This window comes from Shewanella metallivivens, assembly GCF_028750675.1.
Classification (GTDB): Bacteria; Pseudomonadota; Gammaproteobacteria; order Enterobacterales; family Shewanellaceae; genus Shewanella; species Shewanella metallivivens.
Genome location: NZ_JAQQPZ010000009.1, coordinates 81,302 through 104,615, shown reverse-complemented (window position 1 = coordinate 104,615; position 23,314 = coordinate 81,302). Strand labels below are relative to the sequence as shown.

The following is a 23,314-nucleotide window of genomic DNA, read 5'->3' as shown; positions in this document are numbered from 1 at the left end:
TGATCCCCTATATTGAAGCGCATTTAGCCCAAGGTGGTCGCTTGAATCATATTACCCGTCATATGATAGACTTATTTCAGGGGTTACCAGGCTCTCGTGGTTGGCGTCGTCATTTAAGTGAAAATGCACACAAACCGAATGCCGATATAAATGTGGTACTTAACGCGGCTGAGTTTGTTGATACTCAAGCATTGACTGAGTCACAGGCTTAATATCGTTAATATTCATCGTCAGCTGCTATCCTTCTTAAGCGCCTTTATCTAGGCGCTTTTAATTTGGCTTTCCGTTAATTAAATGTACTAGTCATTTTAACCAATCGGGTGGTTATTTTTACTACCTGTTGGTTTTTTGTACGTAAAGAATGTTTGCCTGGAGAAACTGTGATTAATATTAAATTTATATTAATCAGTACCTTTCGTTATTAATTCAAAGTTGGCACGCACCTTGTAATACCCATGGTGTAATCAACTAGACGGGTGTTTAGTTGCCATCAACCAACACAAGAAAGGATGCCACCATGTTTACATTAACTTCAAATATCGTTCGTCGTACTGTTCAGTTATCTGTTGCTGCTGCGGTAATGGTTACAGCGAGTGTGTCAGCACAAGCTGATGAAATTTCGTTAAGCAACACGCTAAGTTCAATTGAGCAGAATATTGCTCAAGCTAGCCAAGAAATGATTTCAACCACCAAGCAAGAGTTTATGTTGTCGTTACAAACTCAAATTGCTGAGCAAGTTTATGAGATCAATTCAAGTTTAGCTCAAGTGGTGTTAACGGAATCAGAAGCGCCAAAAACCGCCATTGCAGCCCAAGCAACTGAGAATAAGTAATGGATTGGGCGTTGAATATAGGCTTGGTGTTGCCGTTAATGTCGTTGTTGTTATTACCTGTGATGAGCTTTGCACTGTGTGCAGCGATAGCGAGTTGGCTGTTATGGCCCTACATTAATGACCAAGCTAAATAGATTGCCTAGATGGAGAGATATCATGGGCGTTAACTCAGAGTCTGCCAAATATAAATGATTAAGATAGTTACACAGTATAGGAGAAGAAAATGAATCGTTTAATCAGTCGATTACAAGATGAAGCACGTATTGTATGTGGTGTATCGGCCAACTTAGCCAAGCAATACGGTTGGTCGTTGTTATGGACACGTATTGTTACCATTGGTTTGGTGGTCACTAATCCGAGTATCAGTTTAGCGGCGTATTTTATTGTTGCCGTTGTGATGAGCCAAAAAACGTCACGCTTTTAATGCTCATTCCATCGTCAACGTTTGGGGTGGGCGGGGTCATAAGCCCCCGCGCATCGGTGATGGTTATTTGTTTAAAAAGGCCCTAAAACGTTGTTTAGCTTCATCACTTTGTAAACGCTTGGTAAATTGAACCAGTTCTAATTTCATTTGTGCTTTAACTTGAGCCTGATTATGACGTAATAGTTGTTTTGATGCTTGCATAGACAAAGGTGGCTGAGCCGCCAATTTTTTTGCTTGCGCTAGACTGAAGCTAATAAGTTCATCTGGGGCAACCACACGATTAATCAAATTTAGCTGCGCAGCAGTCTCAGCATCAAAGGCGTCACCTAATAAAATCAATTCGGCAGCTTTATGTTGACCAACAATAGACGGCAACAATATGCTTGAAGCCGCTTCTGGTACTAAGGCTAAATTGACAAAAGGCATTTGAAACTTGGCTTTGTTGTCAGCATATACCAAATCGCAATGCAGCAATAAGGTTGTGCCAATACCTACCGCAGCACCCGTTACGGCAGCCACTACAGGTTTTTTTAGATCTAATAAACAAAACAAGAATTTAACCGTTGGGTGATTATCATCCAGTGCGCCACTTTGTAAAAAGTCTACGATATCATTGCCAGAGGTAAAGCAGTCGTCAGTTCCATGAAACATAAAGGCTCGAATGTCATTGTCGGCTTCACCTTGGATCAGGTATTCTGTGAGTTGTTGATACATTTCTAGATTAAAAGCATTGCGCTTTTCTGGACGATTAAAACTGATGATACGTACGCCTTGATCATCTCTTACCTGAATATGACTCATTCGTAACTTCCTATAGTGAATGCGAGTGGTTTACATGGAGTTTAAGACATTGAAAGCAATATTCAAACACCTGTTTAACTTTTTAGTGTTATCATCGTTATCATTCGCGGCAACGGCAAACGTTATTTTAGTCGACGGTTATGTCAGAGCGATGCCTGCGAGTGTGCCTAATACTGCGGCTTATTTTACATTAGAAAACCATACTGCTCATGCAGTTACACTCGTTGAGGTAAACACTGCAGCAGCGAAAGAAGCGCAGTTACACACGATTATTGAAGAAAACGGCATGGTTAAAATGCGTCAAGTTGCAGGGTTTTCAATTCCGTCACACGGAAAGCTAACTCTACAACCGACTGGCGAACATGTCATGTTATTGTCTTTAACCGCGCCATTAGTGGTTGATGATAAGATACCTTTAGAGTTAATTTTTGAAGATGGTCAGCAACTTATGATTGAGTTACCTGTCTTAAAACAGGCAGCCTCTCAAAATGGTGAACAAGCAGACCATCATCACCATCATTAAGGAGTGATATTGATGCAAGTTACTAGGAATAAAATTTTAGGCGTGGTTGGGGTGCTTTTTTTAGTGCTTTATATTATTAGTGTGTGGTGGAGTATCGAACCAGACCCAATAAAGCCTGTGTCTGCGCAAACCGATAATGCAAATAAGATTGTCGGTTACAGCACTACCAGTTCATTAATTTTGACCATGGAAACCTTGCTGGATAAACCCGGTGGATGGTTATCAAATGATGTTATGCCACCTTCATTGATGATGGATAACATGCCTGCTTTCGAATTTCGTACGTGTCGGTTATCGTGATTTTAATTTTGACGTGAGTCATTTTTCTGATGTGTCACAAAATACGCAGTTCAAAGGTGCTTTTGCCGGGATAGAATTACGTTTTTAAGTGGAAATAAAGATATAAAAAAACCGCCTGCTTGGCGGTTTTTTTATATCTTGCATGAATTAGGTTACACGATCATTATTCAGCAATTAGTCCATTATTAATCGCAATAATGTCGTCTTCGTTCAATGTTCCTGCGGCCTGTTTAAGTGCTAATATTGACTTGATGTAACCATAACGTGCATCTGACAGCTGACGTTTTGAGTCGTATAAGTCACGAGTACGGTTAAGCACATCGACAATAGTACGTGTACCCACTTCAAAGCCTGCCTGAGTCGCTTTTAACGCACTTTCAGATGAAATTACTGACTGCTCATACGCTTTAATAGAGCTAATCGATGCGGTAACGTTATTGAAGTTATTACGCACATTTTTAGTCACACTACGGTGAGTTTGTTCTAGTTTTTCACTGGCTTCAATATAGGCAAATTGGGCTTGCTTAACTTGTGAAGTCACTGCAAAGCCTTCAAAAATTGGCACGCTTAGGGTGAGCCCTACAGAAGTCGTTTTGTAATCTGAACCAGGGTTAAGCACAGAAGTGTTGTCGTAACCTGCGCTTAAGCTTAATGATGGCATGTGACCAGCTTTGTATAAACTAATGGTTTCGTTGGCAATATCTTTTGCGATACGCTGAGTCATTAAGTCAATGCTGCTATTTTCTGCCATTTTCAGCCAATCAGTTGATGATGCTGGGGCTGGAGTACCTGCAGAAAAGCGATTTGTGTCTAATACGTCAATTGACTGGTGATCTACACCGGTAATTTCACGTAACGCTTCGTAGCTGTTGTCTAGTGTGTTTAACGCTAAAATTTCAAGTGCTGAGGCTAAGTCATACTGAGCTTGCGCTTCGTGTACGTCGGTAATCGCGGTTAAGCCTACAGCAAAGCGCTGCTTAGTTTGCTCTAGTTGACGTTCGATAGCTGCTTTTTCTGCGCCTTGGAACTCGTAGTTATCTTTAGCGGTTAATACATCAAAGTATGCGGTTGTTACGCGAGTAATTAACGACTGTAATGTTGATGCATAAATTGAATCAGCTTGCGATGCAGCCATTTCAGCCAATGTTAAACCAACCCATGCACTATGATCGTATATTACTTGGCTTAGGCTAAGGCCACTGGTGATTGTTTCACTGTTACTTGAACTGCTTGGATCATACCAATATCTAGCATAACCAACGCTGGCACTAATTGTAGGTAATAATGGCGCGCGATTTTCTTCAATACTTTCAAATAACGCATCTCTTTGTGCTTTAGCTTGTAAAACGATAGGGTCGCTATTGAGTGCTTGTTGATAAATTTCAAGTAAATCATCAGCCTGCGCTGATGGAGCTGCAGTAGCAAATGAAAATGCTAATGCTGCGTATAATGATCCAATTTTGAATTTCATTTGCTGCCCTTATAGACAATGCCTCATATACAGAGAGGTGTTATAAATTTGATTAATTTGGTCATGCAATATCGTTAAGGTCAGGGTAGATAAGAGAAATCGTCCTAACGTTGCAATCTGCTGGCGCCCTTAGCGCTGTGTATTAAAAATACTTCACAATACTTTATAAGCATTGTGCACTATTTTTATATCCACCGTGCACATTAAATAGTATTGATTTTTTAATTTTCAAGTCAAATTTGAAGTGTAACAGATTTTATTTTTTTTTAAGCGTTTTGTGAACCTTGCTCAGCAGTCGCTTAGTGATTCATAGTGCTTGGGTTTATTGTCGCTGCAAGGTCGTTCTTTTCTCGACCGCAATTTCACTTACAAAGTTAAACAACTCCTAATTAACCTGATAAAATGCCTTTTATGTGCGAGATTTTATAGACAAGGAAAATTATGTCTGACTCTTCAAGTGTATCGTTTTTTGATGCTGATTCTGATTTTAAGTTGTTATCCAAAAAAGTATTGTACCAAGGTTTTTTTCGACTAGACGAGTACACCTTCAAACATAAATTGTTCAAAGGTGGTTGGAGCGGTGAGGTGACTCGTGAAGTATTTGAGCGTGGCAGTGCCGTTGTTGTATTACCGTATGATCCTATTCGTGACGAAGTCGTATTAATTGAACAAATACGTGTTCCTGCATTAGCGAGTACTAAATCAATCTGGCTTCTTGAGCTGGTGGCAGGTATGATTGAGCCCGGAGAATCGCCAGAGCAGGTGGCTATGCGCGAATTAGCCGAAGAAGCCGGATTAAGCTTGCAAAGTTTAACCCCTATAAACAGTTATTTAGTGAGCCCCGGTGGTACGACCGAGCGCTTTTACCTGTTTTTGGGGCAGGTTGACGCAACGCAGGCGTCCGGTGTTCATGGGTTGGAGCATGAAGATGAAGACATTCGTGTTCATGTTGTTAGTCGTCAACAAGCCTACGACTGGGTTAATAGCGGGCGTATTGACAATGCTTCAACTGTGTTAGGTATTCAATGGTTAATGCTGAACTACCAAACCATCCGCGAGACACTTTAAAAATTAGGTATAGATTTACAGATAGGAAAGTTTGGGTGACAGAGATTAACCACAATAAAAAGCAAAAATATCAACCGAATGTCAGTGCTTTTTTGGCTGTTTGCGGTCGAAATTACGCACATATTTTAAAATGGTTGCCCGACCAATTAATGGTTAATGAACCTTGGCATGTTAAAGGCGAGTTTGGCACCTTGCTGGTTAATCTTATCGAAAACACCAAATACACTCAGTTGATTGAAATTTCTCGCCCTATAGCAAATGGACATTTTTTTAAATCTCCAAAAGCTGTGGTGCGCGTTTATCACGACGCTCAATTGGCAGAAGTGTTAACTAGCCAACAGATTTACCGATTAAAGCCAGTGTATGATTATCCTAATATACATATGCATCATAGCGATGAGAAATTCCAAGTGAATGCATTTCTTGAAGAACTGTTGAAAATTGGTGCAAGGGAAGTGTCTTGCCAATCGTAATTTATTTATTGCTTATTATGTTAGGGAACATTAGTGCTTAAAGACACAGTGCATTATTCTGTTGCTGAAAATGAACCTGTGCGATTAGTTCAAGTGACTGATCCGCATCTTTTTGCCGATCCTGAAGGTCAGTTGCTCGGTGTTAATACGACACAAAGCTTCCAAGCCGTTCTCAATACGTTCAGCGCAACTCAATACCCAGCCAACATTTTATTGGCCACTGGCGACATCAGCCAAGATTATTCGCCAGAGTCTTATCAACATTTTGTTGATAAGGTTAAGGCGCTTAATTTACCGTGCCATTACCTGCCTGGAAATCATGACGATCCACGCCTAATGGCAGTGCGCATGCAAGGCGAACATGTATTTGGTCAACAGATTATTGATATTGGGCCTTGGTTAATCCTGATGCTTGATTCTACCGTGCGCGGTAAGCCTGGTGGATACTTAGGCGAAAACCAATTCGCCTTAATTGATGCTGCAATAAAAGCGTATCCTGATAAACACGTATTATTGGTGATGCATCACAATCCTATTTTAATGCAATGCGCCTGGCTTGATCAGCATTGCATGGCCAATGGCGAAGACTTTTTAGCCCGTACCAGTCGCTATCCTCAAGTGAAAGGGGTTTTATGGGGCCATGTGCATCAGCAAGTTGATCAATTGCATCCAGGACCACACGGTGATATTCCATTAATGGCAACACCATCTACCTGTATTCAATTTAAGCCACTTTCGTCTTATTTTGCCTTAGATACCGTCCAACCTGGTTATCGTTTGCTGGAGTTGAGTGGCGATGGTAGCATTCGTACTAATGTTTACCGGGTACCTGGGAATCGCTTTTCACCAGATAATGAAGCGAGCGGGTACTGATTTAATCGTCTCGCGAGGAAATATGCTGCTTTATATACATGGTTTTAATAGCTCGCCTCAGTCTGATAAGGCCGTGCAAACCGCTCAGTATATTAACCAGCATTATCCGCACGTTGATTTTCACCAACCTCAATTACCTTCTTCGCCGCATACGGCAATGTCACTATTATGCGAGATGACCGAGCGGGCCAAGCAACAAGGGCAAGCACTACGCTTTATTGGATCATCTTTAGGTGGTTATTTTGCCAGCTATTTGGCTGAAACTTATGGTGGAAAAGCGGTTTTGGTCAATCCGGCGGTAAAACCATTCGAATTATTTGAAGAGTTTATCGGGCCTCAATATAATCCCTATACCAACGAGCATTATCAGGTGTTGCCGCAACATCAAGAAGACGTTGCCCACTTCGACACGCAAGTTATCAGGCACCCAGATCGTTTTTTGGTACTGTTGCAAACTGGTGACGAAGTGTTAGATTATCGACAAGCACTACATAAATATCATAGCTGCGAATTACATTTAGAGCCCAAGGGCGACCATAGTTTTGTAGGCTACGAACAACAATTAGATAAAATTTGTAATTTTATTCAGCTGTAACGATTTTACGTTATAAAATAACGACTAATTTGAGCTAACTTTGGCTCCATTTAACTCCAGATGTGTGGACTATGACCAACCAATATACTTCAGATGCGATTGAGGTCCTTAACGGACTTGACCCGGTAAAGCGCCGTCCTGGTATGTATACCGATACCACCCGACCAAATCACCTAGGGCAAGAAGTAATTGATAACAGCGTTGATGAGGCGTTGGCTGGCCATGCCACTAAAATTGACGTTATCCTGCATGCTGACAACTCACTTGAAGTCACCGACGATGGCCGTGGTATGCCAGTGGATATTCACCCTGAAGAAGGCATTCCTGGGGTTGAGCTAATTTTAACGAAATTGCATGCTGGTGGTAAGTTTTCTAACAAAAACTACCAGTTTTCTGGCGGTTTGCACGGTGTCGGTATTTCTGTTGTTAATGCTTTATCTACTCGTGTTGAAATCACTGTACGCCGTGATGCTCAAGTGTACGACATGGCCTTTGAGAACGGATTTAAAGTTGAAGACCTAAACGTAACTGGGACATGTGGACGCCGTAATACCGGTACTCGAGTCCATTTTTGGCCTGATGTTAGCTATTTTGACTCACCTAATTTCTCGGTCAGTAAGCTTATTTATTTATTGCGCGCTAAAGCGGTATTGTGTCCAGGCTTGCGCATTAAATTTACCAACAAACACACCAATGAAGTGCACGAATGGTTTTATGAAAGCGGCTTAACTGATTACTTGCAAGAAGCTGTCAAAGGTTCATTAATGTTGCCAGAAGAGCCTTTTGTTGGCAGTTTTAAAGGTGAATTAGAAGCCGCTGACTGGGCTATTACCTGGTTACCTGAAGGCGGTGAAAGCCTCAACGAAAGTTATGTTAATTTAATCCCTACGCCGTTAGGCGGAACTCACGTTAATGGTTTTAGACAGGGCTTACTTGAGTCCATGCGTGAATTTTGTGAATTTCGTAATTTAGTGCCTCGCGGCATCAAATTGTCTCCTGAAGACATTTGGGACCGTGCGGCATTTATTTTGTCGATTAAAATGCAAGACCCACAATTTGCTGGGCAAACCAAAGAAAAACTCTCTAGTCGTCAAAGTTCTGCTTTTGTATCTGGCATTGTTCGTGATGCGTTTTCGTTGTGGTTAAACTCAAATACTGAGCTCGCTGAGCAATTGGCGGAGTTGTGTATTAGCAATGCTCAGCGTCGCTTAAAAGCCGCTAAAAAAATTGCCCGTAAAAAAGTGGTATCTGGTCCAGCCTTACCAGGAAAATTAACCGATTGCAGTGGCCAAGACCCCATGCGAGGTGAGCTGTTTTTAGTCGAGGGTGACTCTGCTGGCGGTAGTGCGAAGCAAGCTCGAGATCGCGAGTTTCAGGCGATCATGCCGCTTAGAGGTAAGATTTTAAATACTTGGGAGGTTGATGCATCTCAAGTACTAGGCTCACAAGAAGTTCATAATATTTCAATTGCAATTGGTTGCGATCCTGACAGTGAAGATATATCAGAGCTACGCTATGGCAAAATTTGTATTCTAGCCGATGCTGACTCCGACGGATTACATATTGCCACATTACTGTGTGCGTTATTTATGAAGCATTACCGCGTGTTAGTGGAAAAAGGTCATGTGTATATTGCCATGCCGCCACTGTTTCGTATTGATATTGGTAAAGAGGTTTTTTACGCATTAGATGAAGCCGAAAAAACCGGAATTTTGGATCGTTTAGTTGCCGAAAAGAAAAAAGGCAAAGTGCAAGTTACTCGATTTAAAGGGCTAGGTGAAATGAACCCTTTGCAGCTACGTGAAACAACAATGGACCCTAATACTCGACGCTTAGTGCAACTTACCATTGATGATGCTGAGGAAACTATGTCGTTAATGGACATGTTGCTTGCTAAAAAGCGCGCATCAGATCGAAAAGACTGGCTAGAAACAAAAGGCGATCTTGCGTTACTTTAAGCTTTTGTATTACCGTCAAGCATTATGAATATAAGGCAAAAATTAATTAATCATGCAGTATTCTAGATTTCGATCTTATTTCAATCTTGGCGGTAAGTTCGCATGCGCCGGACTGATGTTATTAGGATTGTTTCCAACATCGTCCGTATTTGCGGCTCAGTCAGTGATGATCACCGTCACCAAAGGGTTTGGGCTCAGTTTGTTTGCTTCAGATTTGGGCGATATCAAACAGATGACACTGGGCGACAATGGCACTTTGTTTGTTGGATCTCAAAAGAGCGGCACTGTCTATGCGTTGGTCGATAGCGATCAAAATGGTCAAGTCGACAAACGTTATCTCATTGCCCGCGGCCTCGAATACCCCGAAGCACTGGCATTTCATGGTGGTGCGTTATATGTCACTGAAGAAGACCGAATTATCCGTTTTGAAGACATTGAGTCGCGTTTACGCCGACCAGGTCGTGCCCGTGAAGTGTATTCAAACTTACCTAGTTTAGATAAAAAATACTCTCGCTCAATGCATTTTGGCCCTGATGATCGCTTATATGTGGCGATAGGCTCGCCGTGTAACGTGTGTGAAGCGGCTTCGCCATTTGGTAGTATTATTGCCATTGATGTCGATAGTGGTGCCAGTGAACAGGTTGCCCTAGGGGTTCGCAGTGTCACCGGTTTTGACTGGTCGCCAGATTCCAGTCAATTGTGGTTTGCTGATTTAGGCCGTAACTGGATGGGTGATAATATCCCAGCCGATGAGATTAACCGTGTTGAGGTAAAGGGCAGCCATTATGGCTTTCCTTATTTGCACGGTAGTGATGTTGTTGAGCCGGCGTACGATATGCCTAAAAACCTAAATGTGATCGTGCCAGAGTTTGAATTGCCTGCACATGTGGCGCCTACCGGGCTCAGTTTTTATCGTGGAGAGCAATTTCCAGAGCGTTATCGCAACCAAGTCTTTGTCGCAGAAAACGGTTCTTGGAACCGCTCAAGTAAAGTGGGCTATCAGATTGTGATGCTCGAAATCGAAGGTGACAAAGTCAATAAGCGTGAAACTGTGGTGAGTTTTTTAGATGGAGAATTTCCCGTCGCCCGTCCATTTGACGTGATCAATGCCCCTGATGGCTCAATGTACATATCAGATGACCTAAAAGGTAATATTTACCGTCTGTTTTATAATACAGCCGAACAATCACAGGAATCTAACTAAATGAGTGATTCGATTGAATTAAGCCTAGATGGCGTAGAGCAAATGCCACTGCGGCGCTTTACCGAAGAGGCTTATTTAAATTATTCAATGTACGTCATTATGGACCGTGCCTTACCGCATATTGGTGATGGCTTGAAACCGGTACAACGCCGTATTATTTACGCCATGAGTGAGTTGGGATTATCGGCGCAATCTAAACATAAAAAATCAGCCCGTACAGTCGGGGATGTATTAGGTAAATACCACCCTCACGGTGACAGTGCTTGTTATGAGGCCATGGTGCTAATGGCGCAGCCATTTTCATACCGCTATCCGCTAGTTGATGGACAAGGTAACTGGGGAGCACCAGATGACCCGAAATCTTTTGCGGCAATGCGTTATACCGAAGCAAGATTATCTAAGTTCTCTGAAGTTTTATTGTCTGAGTTAGGCCAAGGTACCGTGGAGTGGGGGGCCAACTTTGACGGCACCATGAAAGAGCCTAAAACCTTACCTGCAAGGCTACCGCATATTTTACTTAACGGTATTACCGGCATTGCGGTTGGTATGGCAACTGATATTCCACCGCATAACGTCCGCGAATTAGTATCGGCTTGTGTAGAGTTGATTGATAACCCTAAAACAGAATTAAGCCGTTTAATGGAGTTAGTGCCAGGGCCGGACTATCCAACAGAAGCTGAAATTATTACCCCTCGCGCTGACATTGAAAAGATTTATGATAGCGGTAAAGGCTCGATTAAGATGCGTGCGGTGTATAGCGAAGAGCATGGCGAAATCGTAATTACAGCACTGCCGCATCAAGCAAGTAGCGGTAAAATATTAGAGCAAATTGCAAACCAGATGCAGGCTAAAAAGCTGCCAATGGTGTCAGACTTACGTGATGAGTCAGATCATGAAAACCCAGTTCGTTTGGTGATTGTGCCGCGTTCAAACCGGATTGATTGTGAACAATTAATGACGCATTTGTTTGCCACAACCGATTTAGAAAAAAGTTATCGGGTTAACTTAAACGTACTTGGCTTAGACGGTCGTCCCCAAGTTAAAGGTTTAAAAACGTTATTAACTGAATGGCTAGAGTACCGCGTCAGTACGGTGACTCGCCGTTTACAGTATCGTTTAGATAAAGTGCTAGCGCGTTTACATATTTTAGAAGCGTTAATGGTTGCGTTTTTAAATATTGACGAAGTGATTGAGATTATTCGTTTTCATGACGAGCCTAAAGCGGAGCTGATGGCGCGCTTTAATTTGTCAGATAAACAAGCAGAAGCGATTTTAGAATTAAAATTACGTCACCTTGCTAAGCTCGAAGAATTTAAGATTAAAACCGAGCAAGATGAGTTGGCCGCAGAGCGTGACAAGCTTGAATTGTTATTAAGCTCTGATCGCCGCTTAAAAACTTTAGTAAAAAAAGAGCTCATTCAAGATGGCGAAACCTATGGTGATGATCGCCGCTCACCGATTATTGAGCGTATTGATGCTAAAGCATTAACAGAGCAAGAACTGACCCCTGCCGAATCTGTCACCGTGGTGTTATCTGATAAAGGTTGGGTACGTTGTGCAAAAGGTCATGATATTGATGTAGAAGGTTTGTCGTATAAGGCCGGCGATAATTACTTATGCAGTGCCATGGGTAAGAGTAACCAAGCTGCAGTATTTATTGACTCAACAGGGCGTGCATTTGCCACCGATAGTCATACTTTGCCTTCAGCCCGCAGCCAAGGAGAGCCGATTACTACGCGCTTTAATATGGCACCGGGAGCGACAATGCAGCATGTATTAATGGGCAGTGACGAGCAGTTTTTCTTATTAGCAACCGATGCCGGTTATGGTTTTATTTGCGCATACCCAGATATGGTCAGCCGTAACAAAGCGGGTAAAGCATTACTGACGTTACCAACCAATGCCTTGGCATTAGCGCCTAAACGAATAAATAAGCAAGCAGAACAATCATTATTAGCCATTACCTCTGAAGGGCGGATGTTGATGTTTAGCATTGATGCGTTACCGCAATTATCTAAAGGTAAAGGTAACAAGATTATTGGCATTCCGACTGAGCGGGCTAAAAACCGTGAAGAAGTACTGTTACACCTTAATGTCGTACCACAAAATGCTGCAGTAACCTTATGGGCAGGTAAGCGCAAGCTAACCTTGAAGCCAAGTGATTTAGAACATTACCGTGGCGAGCGTGGTCGTCGTGGCGCTAAATTGCCTAGAGGTTTACAGCGTGTAGACAGCGTTGATGTAGAAATTAGTGCTGTTGTTGACGATACCGCCGCGGATGAAGCGCCAGATAATCTCGTTTAAGCTAGACTAAACAAACAAAAATGCTGCTCATTGAGCAGCATTTTTTTTTATGCATTAAATAACGTTAGGCTTGGTTTTTTGTAATGAAAATGATAAACACGGGCAGCGAAGATATTACAATATAGTGGTTTTTTAGAAGGATTAAACACTAACCCTTTTATCTCAACTTGCTTATTTCTGGCCTATAAAATTAAGCAACTTCGTAGTAGTTCGGTTCAAAATCAAGCTGTGTTTGAATTATTTGATTAGCCATGCGTGCACATTTTCCGCATTGATCTGCTACGCCTAAACGTTTTTTTACATCAGCCAATGAACTGTCGCCTAAGCTAACAGCGGCTTTGATTTGAGAATCAGTAATGGCATGACAAAGACAAACGTACATAAAGAAAGCCTCTTAGCTCAAAGGTTCAATGCTTTAGAAAGTAATCTAATTCTAAATGAAAACGGTTATCATTGGCAATTACTTTTTTAGAGTATATTGATCATTTTTAATACGTTTTTGATCTGAGTCTCATTACTAGGGCCTGTTGTTCTTTGCTGGTTGAGTTTTTCGAGTAAAACGTTTTTAGCCGAATCCCTCTGGCAATGTTTGTTGATCATTTCTGTTGTGTTCGATTTGTCGGTGCTTGGATTGATTGTGTAACATAAGGTACGGCTCAATGGGGGTTTGCTAGCCACATATCAGCGTGTTGAACACTTTGTTGCGGATTGTTTTTATCATCTAAAATCATCAAATCTGCTAGCAGTTTAGCGGCTAATAATTGACGATATTGTTGATTATTTTCAGTTACAACAATTGATGGCTTATAAGGGTATACGTTGCCTTATGGGGGGGATACCAACCCGCGTGACTAAGTGATCACTTAGTCACGCACAATGGTATTAATCAAACCACATTAGCAGGGGAGCTGAAACAGGTAAAGCGGCGGCCGCCATCGCTTTATCTGGATAATTACTGAAAATCCCATCCACGCCTATCGCTTTGAGCGTTTGAATATCATCCACATTATCGACAGTGTATACATAGACTTTTGCACCGCGTTGATGGGCATCATCGACAATCGCTTGGCTAATGAACGCCACATCAAGATGAAGAGAATAAGCGTGTAAATCACTTACTACTTTAGCTAAATCAGTGGGTATACCACCTAATAATGGCGCGATAACCGCTTGAGGGAGTTGTTGTTTTATTTGCGCCAAATATAAGTGATTAAATGATGATATAAGCAGCTGTGCTGCGGTAAAGCTTAACGATGACAAGAGCTGTGGGTACATCTCAATAAATGGCGCGACGCATCCGACACCTTTGAGCTCGATATTAACCATGCAACGACCATTACTGAGGCTGTCAATGCGAGTTAGTACTTCCCATAGGCTGGGTATCGGCTCTCCACCAACGGTGACGTTGCATAAGTCCGCTTTGCTGCTGAGATGAATTAAGCCATAACCGTTGGATTTGCCTTCTAAGCGACGATCATGAAAAACCACCAATTCGCCTTCAACACAATGCACGTCTAGTTCAATGGCTTTAGCACCTAATTCGAGCGCCTTATCCATTGCGGCTAATGTGTTTTCAGGCGCGTAACCACTTGCTCCACGATGTGCAAAAACCAGCATGACAATTCCTTAATTAGCCTTTGAACAGAACCGGTGATTCTTTTTGGTTACTCTTGAGGTGAACTTCCATTTGTGGATAAGCAAGCTCAACATTGTTTTCTTTTAATTTTTTGGTGATACGTTTATGCAGGTTATGGCGTAACGGCCAGCGTGCAGACATGTCTTTGGCGTAAGAACGCACTTCATAATCTTGAGTATGTGCACCAAAACCTGCAAACCAGACTTCTGGTTCAGGGATTGCTAATGACAAGTCACATTCTCGCACCGCTTGATGCAGTAACATTTCAACTTTTGTTGGATCGGCATCGCGCGACACTGACACTTTCACAATGACTCGGGTGATAGGATCAGATAAAGACCAGTTAACTAATTGCTCAGTAATAAAGGCCTTATTGGGCACGATAATCTCTTTACGGTCCCAATCGACAATGGTGGTGGCACGAATTTGAATTTTACTTACCGTACCAGTGAGATCACGGATCGTTACCGTGTCGCCAATGCGGATGGGTTTTTCAAATAAAATAATCAGACCTGAGATAAAGTTTGCAAAAATCTCTTGTAAACCAAAACCTAAACCAACGGAGAGTGCAGCGACTAACCACTGTAATTTAGACCACTCCATCCCCAAGGTTGAAAAACCAAATAGCATGCCAAAAAACAACACTAGATAGCTGCTGACTGTGGTAATCGCAAAGCCTGTACCCGGAGCGAGATCGAGCCGCTGTAATAGCATTAACTCAAGTAAGCCGGGTAGATTTTTGGCAATAACCGCAGAAAAGCCGACAAGAATAATCCCAAACATAATCGATTTTAAGGTTATGGGCAGTTGTTGCTCAATGCCATTTAGGGTGCTGGTGGTCGTCCATAAAGTAATACCATCTAAAAAGGAAAACACGGCTGTATGAGTTTGCGCTAAAATGCCTAATAAACTGGCAAAAAAAGCCAGAATAAGGATTGATCTCATTAAGCCCAATGACTGGCTCGAGATGGTTTCTAAGTCAACAATGGGTTCTTCGTAGGTCTCGATGGGTTCATTGTTTAATTCACCTCTTTCACGCTGTGCAAGTCGCTCTGCACGTTTTGCTTTTGCACGATCGAACGCTATCAAACGACGCTCAATTAACATCCAACGTTTGATTAATTGATAGATAAGAATAAAGCCAAGTCCTAGTAGGACAGAGATTTGTAACTGCAGCAGTAATTGGAACGCTGTAAAATAGTAACCAATACATGCTAGCAATGCGCTAAATATTGGTGTGACAATCAATATCGCCCAGGCTGCTTTTTGTACGATCACTAGGTTAGTGGCATTGGGTTTATTTTTACGATATTCCTCAATCAGTACCATCATATTTTTATATAGCATAAACAATACGATACAAAATATGATGAAGGCTCCACGACCAATACTGTTGCGCACTAATGATGTGTCTAATGCTTCGGTAAAGCCCATTAACCCGATAAGTGGCGCGGAGATAAGCACAAACGATCTCATGATTTTTTGTGCTTTATTAACGATGTTTTTAGGCCGTCTGAAATGACTAATTAAAATGCCTTTATCAATTGTGAGCAAGTAAAAGAATCGATAAATAAGATAACTCACCCCAATCGATGTAATGCCAATCCCTAATGCGTAAACCACATTTTGCTCGGAGCGACAAAATATCATTCCAGCGACAATCACTGGCAGTGGCTTTATTAGTGCGTAAAGCAGGCTGATGATAAGCGTTTTAATGGTGTATTTAAATTTATCTTGGGTCACATTTCCGACATACACAGAATAGCGACTAATGGCGTTATTAAACTTGGGGGTTAGCATGTCTTGAGCCATTAAGCATGACAACAACAAAATAAGCCACCAAGCCCAATAAAAGCTCTGATTTGCCCATGTTTGTTGCAATGCTTCGAGTTGGCTAGGTTGTACCAACCAGATTGTGCTTTGGCTAAGATCAATAAGCCATAATCCTCCAATAGCCGGCGCATTGGGTACCCAAAAAAGGTGCTCGTTGAGGGTATTTTTAAGGGTGTTATGTAATTGATTGAGTTGCTCGTAGCCAATGCGTAACTTTGCAAATTCAGCTAAATATTGGTCATACCCCTGCAGTAATTGCTCAATGAGCACTTGTTGTGACTGTAATAACTTAACTTGGGTTTCGTTAAAGAGCTGGCTGTTATCAAGCTGCTGCGTATTGAGCGCTTGCTGTTGCTCTAATTGATAGCGCTGTAATCGGGCATCAGCGAGCTCTGTTTGCAGTTTGTCTAAGCTCGGCGGCTTAGGTAATGACTGCAACATTTGCAGAAATCGATCACCAAATGCCGAGTTCGTTTTAACCCAGGTGATTTGTTCTAGCACGTTGGCTAATTGCGCATTTTGAGATTGATAACGTTTTTCTATTCGCTGTTGTCTCTCAACCACAGAGCTATGGTTACTCGTTAAGGTTTGCAATTGTTGTGCATATTTCTGATTTAACTGACTTAACTCTTGAGATAATGGGTCGGCTAGCTCTTGCTCATCGATTAAGTTATTGGCAATGGTGTCGGCCGTTTGTTGTTGGCGATATTCAAGGTTCTGCTTATTAATGAGCTCGATAAAGCTTTCTTGTTGGCTCAAATTCAAGCGATTAACTTGTTGTTGTAATTGCACGATTTCAAGTTGCTTAGGATTAGCTAAACGTTCAGCTTGGAGCGTGGCAATATGTTGGCTTAATAAGTCAGCCTGGAGTTTATTACGCTTACCTAAGGGCGTATCGATTGGTGCTTGCTGGGTTTTATTATGCTGGATTAACGCATTTTCAGCTTGGGCAATTAATGTGGGTAGCTGGGTTTGGCGTTGAGAAATTTGTCTTATTTGTTGGGTTAAGTATGACTCGGTTTCTTTGAGTTCAGACAGGTGAAAATAAGCCATCGAAGCTTGCTGATTAAGATCGATTTCTTCATCAAGTGCTAACGGCTTTTGCGCGTCACGTAACTGTTGGTTGAGTGAAAGCTTAGCCTCATTATTCGCGTGTTCAATATTAGTGTAAGTTTGCTGCTCAACTTGCAGCTCCGTAATACTACCCTCAAGTTCTGAAATTTGAGTTTGTATATCGAGAGGCTGATTATCGGCTTGATTATTAAGCCCTAAGCGTTTATCAAGCGTGATAGGTGTATTGGCAGAAGCTGGCGCCAACAAACAGGTAAACACAATTACACACAGTACAAAATACGCTAGACGTAACATATCACTAAGCTCAAGTTGGAATAGGCTAATGGTAGCAAATTAAATGCATTATATTCTATTTTTTTGATGGCTTAAGGCGTCGTAGCTTAACGCTTTTATCGCAAATAAGATGAATTATAATCATGTTATGCATCGAACATAAAAAAAGCCGTATCTTCGTCATAATACGGCTTTATTGAGCGTGTTAATTTACCGCTTTTTTAGAGGGTAGCTTTAACTTATTCAGCGTTTTTGACTGGCTGATTTAGTTTTGCAAAAGCCTGGCCCATACGCGTTGTTTCGCCTGGTTCAACCCCGTCGGCGAATGTTTCAATTGCATCTTGTGCAAACAACATTACCACAGTGCTACCCAGTTTAAAGCGGCCCATTTCAGCGCCTTTTTCTAAGGTTAACGCTTCTGGGCCTGTGGTGGGGTAATCCCAGCTAAAGACTTGCTTGCCACCAGGTGGCGTGACCGTACCGGCCCAAATAGTTTCAATGCTCGCAACAATAGTCGCCCCAACAAGTACCATAGCAAGTGGACCTGATTCAGTTTCAAAAATAGCGACGACACGCTCGTTACGGGCAAATAACCCTGGCACATTTTGAGCGGTTAACGGATTTACTGAAAATAGGTCGCCAGGCACGTAGGTCATTTTAGACAAAGTGCCAGTGATCGGCATATGAATACGGTGATAATCCTTTGGTGCGAGGTAAATGGTCGCAAAATCTCCACCATCGAAACGGGCCGCATCTGCTTTGTTACCGCCTAGCAGCGCTTCTGAGGTATAGCTATGGCCTTTGGCTTGGAAAATATTACCTGCCTCAATAGGGCCGCATTGGCTTACTGCGCCATCTACTGGATGAGCCATGATATGCGCATCTTGGTTAATTGGGCGAAGTTCGGGCTTTAATGCACGGGTGAAAAAGTCATTGAAGGTTTTATAGGCTTCAGGCTCTGGCTGTTTGGCTTCAGACATATCAATCTTGTACTGTTTGATAAACCATTTAATACCAGCCGTTGTGATGGCGCCCACTTCTGCAGCCGCAAACTTGCCGACTAAACGCGACAGAAAATGTTTGGGCAGCATGTATTGCAAAGCAATTTTAATCGAGTCCAATGTGTTTCCCTTTCTATTCTCTGGTTGAACCATATAGGGATGGTCCAGTCATTATATTATTCATCAATTGCACGGAAATGTCGCGCATGACGTTGTTCATCTAAACTGGCGATAATACGATGATAATTGTTAAATCTATCTTGTGTAATATGTCCGGCTTCAAGCGCTTCACGAAGAGCGCAGCCAGGATCGTCACCGTGTTTACAATCACGGAACTTACATGTGCCTAAAAAATTTCTAAATTCAATGAAACACCAACCTACTCGTGAGGCGTCTAAATGCCATAACGCAAATTCTCGTACTCCTGGCGAGTCAATTAAATCACCGCCACTTTGGAAATGAATTAATTTTGCTGTGGTGGTGGTGTGCTGACCTAACCCTGAGTTGTCAGACACATCGCCTACGATTAGTTCTGCTTCAGGCATGAGGGCATTAATCAGTGATGATTTACCGACACCAGATTGACCAGCAAATACACTGACCTTTTCGTCTAGTAAAGCTTTGATGTTGTCAACACCCTCACCAGTATGACTGCTTACGCGATATACTGGATAACCAATGGCTTGGTATCGGCTCAATGCTTGTTCGATTTCTTCGCGGTTGTCATCATTAAGTAAATCAATTTTATTTAAAATAATGATGGGTGGAATATCGGTATCTTCACAGGCAACTAGATATCGGTCGATAATCTGGGTGGTAAAGCTGGGTAATACTGACGATACAATTAAAATTTGGTCAATATTGGCCGCAATAATTTTGACTCCATCATATAAGTCTGGTCGAGTCAGTGATGATTTGCGTGGATGGACAGCTTCAACAATACCGCCAATACTAGAGCTTGCTTGTACTTCTGTTGCTAGGCGAACAATGACGTTATCGCCAGTGACTAAACTGGTTACCGCTCGACGAATATTACAACGCGACACGGTGCCGTCGCTGGTCTCGATGTCAGCGTGTTGGCCAAAACGAGATATGACTACGCCCGCTTGTTCAGGGCCTAATAAATTGTCCTGTAATTCAGGTGCGTCGTTATCATCGCTTCGTTTTAGTCGCTTGGTCTGATTTGCACGCATTCGGCGTAATTGACCTTGGCTTAGTGGTTTCTTTTTACTCACAGGCTTATCTTCATTAAATAGGTGTTTTTTTGTGTCTCAAAAAAACAGTATGATACACACTCTTTCATAAAAAAGCCTGAATTTAGGCGATTGATAACATAAGGCGACATAATGACTGCTGATGCGAATAACCTAATTTGGGTTGATTTAGAAATGACGGGTTTAGAACCTGATGTCGATAGAGTCATTGAAATTGCAACCTTAGTGACTGATCAAGAACTGAATATTATTGCTCAAGGTCCTGTTTTAGCGATTTATCAAACTGACGAAGTCTTGGCCGGTATGGACGATTGGAATCAAAAGCATCATGGTGAATCAGGGTTAATCGATCGTGTTCGTGCCAGCAAATGCTCAGAAGCAGATGCGATTAGGCAAACCATTGAGTTTTTAGCTCAGTATGTGCCAAAAGGCGCCTCGCCAATGTGCGGCAACAGCATCGGTCAAGATCGTCGCTTTTTAAATAAATACATGTTGGAGTTAGAAGAGTATTTCCATTATCGCAACATTGATGTGAGCACCATTAAAGAATTAGTACGTCGTTGGAACCCTGAAACCATGAATGGCTTCAGTAAGAAAAATACCCATCAAGCACTCGAAGATATTAAAGAGTCGATCGCCGAATTGCAGTTTTACCGCAAAGAAGTATTTAAAATTTAACCAATCGAACAAATATTTTAAAAAAGGGGGTTGCAGCGTAGTAAAATTTACCTATAATGCGGCCTCAACTTTCTACAGAGCACCAAACTCTGAGCATAGAAAGTCGAAATGAAATTTGAAAATTTGAAATGCGACATTAGCTCAGTTGGTAGAGCGATACCTTGCCAAGGTATAGGTCATCGGTTCGAACCCGATATGTCGCTCCAAATTTTAGATGATGCCAGATAGAATCAGCTAGCAGAGCGATACCTTGCCAAGCTAAACGAGATAACAGCGTCATCGGTTCGAACCTCTCTTTATTTAAAAGAAAGTTCGCTCCAAATTTTAGATGATGCCAGATAGAATCAGCTAGCAGAGCGATACCTTGCCAAGCTAAACGAGATAACAGCGTCATCGGTTTGAACCTCTCTTTATTTAAAAGAAAGTTCGCTCCAAATTTCAAGTAATTTGAAATGCGACATTAGCTCAGTTGGCACAGGTGGAAAGACGATACCTTGTTGATTGTTACAAATGAAGCAAACAGTACGCGACATTAGCTCAGTTGGCACAGGTGGAAAGACGATACCTTGTTGATTGTTACAAATGAAGCAAACAGTACGCGACATTAGCTCAGTTGGTAGAGCGATACCTTGCCAAGGTATAGGTCATCGGTTCGAACCCGATATGTCGCTCCAAATTACAAATACTTTTTGATTTGCGACATTAGCTCAGTTGGTAGAGCGATACCTTGCCAAGGTATAGGTCATCGGTTCGAACCCGATATGTCGCTCCAAATCAATATTCTCTTTTCAAGCTCTCCTTGTTAACAATTCCTAGCGAAACTCTAGGCGCTAAATCTGTATTGATTTTTGATTTGCGACATTAGCTCAGTTGGGTTAATTATAAGAGTCGATACCCATCTTTTTCCAAGGTATAGGTCATCGGTTCGAACCCGATATGTCGCTCCAAATCAATCTTTCCAAGGTATAGGTCATCGGTTCGAACCACTTTTTATCCAAGAAAGGTCGCTCCAAATCAATCTTCACTTTTCAAGCAAGCGCATTCCTTCAAAATCCTCAGTGCAAATACCATCAGCTTAGTTATTTTTTGTGTCGCTTATATTCATACCATTTCCATTAATTATGTGACCAGTCTGAGTGCCTCCTTTAAGGCGGGTTTCTGTGCTGCTTAATCACATTTTGACTTACGACTGCACGGATGCAGGAGGTAGAGCAACGCAGGAGCAGTTGCCGACGACTGCATGGATGCAGGAGGTAGAGCAACGCAGGAGCAGTTGCCGAGAACAACGATGCCTACAATTCTATTACTTGCCTAGAAGACACTGTACTCCCGCTGAATGACCAGATAATTAATGGAATTGGTATCACTCCTAATTGCCATCACAATTAACCTAATTGTTACATATCTTGTTAAAACGTTGAGGTCATTTAGCGTTTAAAACTTGAACAATATCGGTGACTTTTAAACTTTGAGTGTATTTTTGTCGATATTTTCAGATTTGGATGTTAAAAAAATCTGAGCAGAATTAACAAAACTCGTGATCTATCGCTCATTTCTTCATGAATCTCTAAATTAGAAGGTGTTAGAGCATTAAAAACATGACATTGCGCAAGTAATTTCCGCTCGCGATCTTTGATAATCAACTCAAGATAAATTTTCCTAAGTTGTAAGGCTTTAAACGAGGTGAGTATTATGCGGATTCAACAACTGAGTGAATTACTTGATTATGTAGCGAAATGTCATCTCGATATGGAGAAGCTCTATAAGCGATTAGATCGTAATGCTGACTCTTCAAGAGTGAAGATGATGTTGACTTATTTTCAACAACATCAAAGACATATTTATGAAACGCTTGAAAGTTACATCGAGGATGCGCCATCAAGAATTTTAAATACCTGGTATAAAGACATTACTTTTGAAGATTTTAGCAAACGCTGTGCAGAGACTACATTGCCTGCCAACATGCATGAAGATGAAGTGCTTGAACTGCATCTTGACTTAGAAAATCGGTTAATTGCGCTGCTAGAAAAAACTGCGATTAGTAGCCCAACTGAAGAAATTAAGAGTGCATTAATGGACTTAGTTCGCGTTGCGCAAACGCAGCAAAAACGATTAGTTCACAGCACAATCCGCATGGATGACATTTAACGAGTCATTTTAAATCTAGCATTGACTTCCTGAAGTGTGTTTTGCCAGCTATCCTCAATAGCTGGCTTTTTTTATTAACAAAAAATAACCACTAGAACAGTGGGAGTTCCGGTTCAACTTCTGGTATATTTAGCATTCTTATGACTCTTTTTTACGGAAGCTAACTTTACCGATGACCTCGCTGCTTAAAACCCTTGAAAATGAACAAGCTACTGTGGCGCTTGGACAACAAATTGCGCAGTGGATGGTGCCGCCATTAACCCTTTACCTTACAGGTGACTTAGGGGCGGGCAAAACAACATTAAGTCGAGGGATTATTCAAAGCCTAGGCCATAAAGGGGCGGTTAAAAGTCCAACTTATACTTTGGTTGAGCCTTATGAGTTTGATGATATGGACGTATTTCATTTCGACTTGTATCGCTTGAGTGATCCAGAAGAGTTAGAGTTCATGGGCATTCGTGATTATTTTACCAACAAAAGCATTTGTTTAGTCGAGTGGCCAAATAATGGTCATGGTCTACTGCCTGAGGCTGACATCCATTTACATTTACGCTATAAAGAATCTCAAAGACAAGTTGAATTAAACGCCTTAACCCCAGTAGGGCAGGCAATAATTGATAAATTAAAATAA

22 protein-coding genes, 4 tRNA genes and 1 pseudogene are annotated in these 23,314 nt (G+C 41.8%); 20 read left to right on the top strand and 7 right to left on the bottom strand.

The window, feature by feature from the left end; genetic code table 11:
• The 4 genes from PQR79_RS11870 to PQR79_RS11855 form a co-directional block, all read left to right on the top strand.
• Nucleotides 1-212 (top strand): tRNA-dihydrouridine synthase (locus PQR79_RS11870; RefSeq protein WP_274408510.1); only part of this gene is annotated, 212 nt, incomplete at its 5' end.
• Nucleotides 213-517: 305 nt separating this feature from the next.
• Nucleotides 518-832: a hypothetical protein gene (locus PQR79_RS11865; protein WP_238106543.1), complete on the top strand. Its 315-nt coding sequence runs from the start codon at nt 518-520 to the stop codon at nt 830-832.
• The gene (locus PQR79_RS11860; RefSeq protein ID WP_274408509.1) at nt 832-966 is read left to right on the top strand and encodes a hypothetical protein; all 135 of its coding nucleotides are present in this window, start codon (nt 832-834) and stop codon (nt 964-966) included. Before PQR79_RS11865 ends, PQR79_RS11860 begins: the two co-directional genes overlap by 1 nt.
• 89 nt (nt 967-1,055) lie before the next feature.
• Nucleotides 1,056-1,256 (top strand): PspC domain-containing protein, encoded by a 201-nt coding sequence (locus tag PQR79_RS11855; protein ID WP_188953590.1) that lies wholly within the window; start codon nt 1,056-1,058, stop codon nt 1,254-1,256.
• Nucleotides 1,257-1,319: 63 nt separating this feature from the next.
• Here PQR79_RS11855 and PQR79_RS11850 read toward each other — a convergent pair whose 3' ends face one another.
• Complete coding sequence (locus PQR79_RS11850) at nt 1,320-2,057, bottom strand: enoyl-CoA hydratase-related protein (protein ID WP_238106544.1); 738 nt, start codon at nt 2,055-2,057, stop codon at nt 1,320-1,322.
• 34 nt (nt 2,058-2,091) lie between these two features.
• On the opposite strand from PQR79_RS11850, the gene PQR79_RS11845 reads away from it, so the two are divergent.
• Both PQR79_RS11845 and PQR79_RS11840 read left to right on the top strand, forming a co-directional pair.
• Nucleotides 2,092-2,580 carry a copper chaperone PCu(A)C gene (locus tag PQR79_RS11845; RefSeq protein WP_238106545.1) on the top strand — a complete coding sequence of 163 codons (489 nt, stop codon included), beginning with the start codon at nt 2,092-2,094 and terminating at the stop codon, nt 2,578-2,580.
• Nucleotides 2,581-2,592: 12 nt separating this feature from the next.
• Nucleotides 2,593-2,859 (top strand): annotated as a pseudogene (locus PQR79_RS11840) (DUF2333 family protein); the annotation flags it as partial.
• A 184-nt stretch (nt 2,860-3,043) separates the two neighbouring features.
• Here PQR79_RS11840 and tolC read toward each other — a convergent pair.
• Nucleotides 3,044-4,351 (bottom strand): outer membrane channel protein TolC, encoded by a 1,308-nt coding sequence (gene tolC, locus PQR79_RS11835; RefSeq protein ID WP_238106547.1) that lies wholly within the window; start codon nt 4,349-4,351, stop codon nt 3,044-3,046.
• Nucleotides 4,352-4,792: 441 nt separating this feature from the next.
• On the opposite strand from tolC, the gene nudF reads away from it, so the two are divergent.
• The 7 genes from nudF to parC all read left to right on the top strand — a co-directional run bounded on the left by nudF (nt 4,793) and on the right by parC (nt 12,826).
• The gene (nudF, locus tag PQR79_RS11830; protein WP_238106548.1) at nt 4,793-5,419 is read left to right on the top strand and encodes an ADP-ribose diphosphatase; all 627 of its coding nucleotides are present in this window, start codon (nt 4,793-4,795) and stop codon (nt 5,417-5,419) included.
• Nucleotides 5,377-5,892: a DUF1249 domain-containing protein gene (locus PQR79_RS11825; protein WP_274408507.1), complete on the top strand. Its 516-nt coding sequence runs from the start codon at nt 5,377-5,379 to the stop codon at nt 5,890-5,892. Before nudF ends, PQR79_RS11825 begins: the two co-directional genes overlap by 43 nt.
• Nucleotides 5,893-5,925: 33 nt before the next feature.
• Nucleotides 5,926-6,765 (top strand): 3',5'-cyclic-AMP phosphodiesterase, encoded by an 840-nt coding sequence (cpdA, locus tag PQR79_RS11820; protein WP_238106550.1) that lies wholly within the window; start codon nt 5,926-5,928, stop codon nt 6,763-6,765.
• A gap of 22 nt (nt 6,766-6,787) precedes the next feature.
• Nucleotides 6,788-7,360 (top strand): YqiA/YcfP family alpha/beta fold hydrolase, encoded by a 573-nt coding sequence (locus tag PQR79_RS11815; RefSeq protein WP_238106551.1) that lies wholly within the window; start codon nt 6,788-6,790, stop codon nt 7,358-7,360.
• Between the two features lie 71 nt (nt 7,361-7,431).
• A complete protein-coding gene (parE, locus tag PQR79_RS11810; RefSeq protein ID WP_238106552.1) occupies nt 7,432-9,318 on the top strand; it encodes a DNA topoisomerase IV subunit B in 1,887 nt (628 codons plus the stop codon).
• A gap of 52 nt (nt 9,319-9,370) precedes the next feature.
• The gene (locus PQR79_RS11805) at nt 9,371-10,522 is read left to right on the top strand and encodes a PQQ-dependent sugar dehydrogenase (protein WP_372940493.1); all 1,152 of its coding nucleotides are present in this window, start codon (nt 9,371-9,373) and stop codon (nt 10,520-10,522) included.
• Nucleotides 10,523-12,826 (top strand): DNA topoisomerase IV subunit A, encoded by a 2,304-nt coding sequence (parC, locus tag PQR79_RS11800; RefSeq protein ID WP_238106554.1) that lies wholly within the window; start codon nt 10,523-10,525, stop codon nt 12,824-12,826. It abuts the gene before it with no gap.
• A 190-nt stretch (nt 12,827-13,016) separates the two neighbouring features.
• Here the strand turns inward: parC and PQR79_RS11795 are convergent, their stop codons facing one another.
• The 5 genes from PQR79_RS11795 to rsgA form a co-directional block, all read right to left on the bottom strand.
• Entirely contained in the window at nt 13,017-13,208 is a 192-nt protein-coding gene (locus tag PQR79_RS11795; protein ID WP_238106555.1) for a bacterioferritin-associated ferredoxin, read from the bottom strand.
• 500 nt (nt 13,209-13,708) lie between these two features.
• Nucleotides 13,709-14,443 carry a glycerophosphodiester phosphodiesterase gene (locus PQR79_RS11790; RefSeq protein ID WP_238106556.1) on the bottom strand — a complete coding sequence of 245 codons (735 nt, stop codon included), beginning with the start codon at nt 14,441-14,443 and terminating at the stop codon, nt 13,709-13,711.
• Nucleotides 14,444-14,456: 13 nt separating this feature from the next.
• The gene (locus tag PQR79_RS11785) at nt 14,457-17,663 is read right to left on the bottom strand and encodes a mechanosensitive ion channel domain-containing protein (RefSeq protein ID WP_238106557.1); all 3,207 of its coding nucleotides are present in this window, start codon (nt 17,661-17,663) and stop codon (nt 14,457-14,459) included.
• A 218-nt stretch (nt 17,664-17,881) separates the two neighbouring features.
• Nucleotides 17,882-18,763 carry an archaetidylserine decarboxylase gene (gene asd, locus PQR79_RS11780; RefSeq protein WP_238106558.1) on the bottom strand — a complete coding sequence of 294 codons (882 nt, stop codon included), beginning with the start codon at nt 18,761-18,763 and terminating at the stop codon, nt 17,882-17,884.
• A 56-nt stretch (nt 18,764-18,819) separates the two neighbouring features.
• A complete protein-coding gene (gene rsgA, locus PQR79_RS11775; protein WP_238106559.1) occupies nt 18,820-19,878 on the bottom strand; it encodes a small ribosomal subunit biogenesis GTPase RsgA in 1,059 nt (352 codons plus the stop codon).
• 111 nt (nt 19,879-19,989) lie between these two features.
• On the opposite strand from rsgA, the gene orn reads away from it, so the two are divergent.
• The 7 genes from orn to tsaE all read left to right on the top strand — a co-directional run bounded on the left by orn (nt 19,990) and on the right by tsaE (nt 23,314).
• Nucleotides 19,990-20,535, top strand: coding sequence for an oligoribonuclease (gene orn, locus PQR79_RS11770; protein ID WP_238106560.1), 546 nt, complete (start codon nt 19,990-19,992; stop codon nt 20,533-20,535).
• 130 nt (nt 20,536-20,665) lie between these two features.
• Nucleotides 20,666-20,741 (top strand) — tRNA-Gly (locus PQR79_RS11765).
• Between the two features lie 392 nt (nt 20,742-21,133).
• Nucleotides 21,134-21,209, top strand: a tRNA-Gly gene (locus tag PQR79_RS11760).
• Nucleotides 21,210-21,231: 22 nt separating this feature from the next.
• Nucleotides 21,232-21,307 (top strand) — tRNA-Gly (locus PQR79_RS11755).
• Between the two features lie 83 nt (nt 21,308-21,390).
• Nucleotides 21,391-21,482 (top strand) — tRNA-OTHER (locus PQR79_RS11750).
• Nucleotides 21,483-22,227: 745 nt separating this feature from the next.
• The gene (locus tag PQR79_RS11745; protein WP_238106561.1) at nt 22,228-22,683 is read left to right on the top strand and encodes a hypothetical protein; all 456 of its coding nucleotides are present in this window, start codon (nt 22,228-22,230) and stop codon (nt 22,681-22,683) included.
• 172 nt (nt 22,684-22,855) lie between these two features.
• The gene (gene tsaE, locus PQR79_RS11740; RefSeq protein ID WP_238106562.1) at nt 22,856-23,314 is read left to right on the top strand and encodes a tRNA (adenosine(37)-N6)-threonylcarbamoyltransferase complex ATPase subunit type 1 TsaE; all 459 of its coding nucleotides are present in this window, start codon (nt 22,856-22,858) and stop codon (nt 23,312-23,314) included.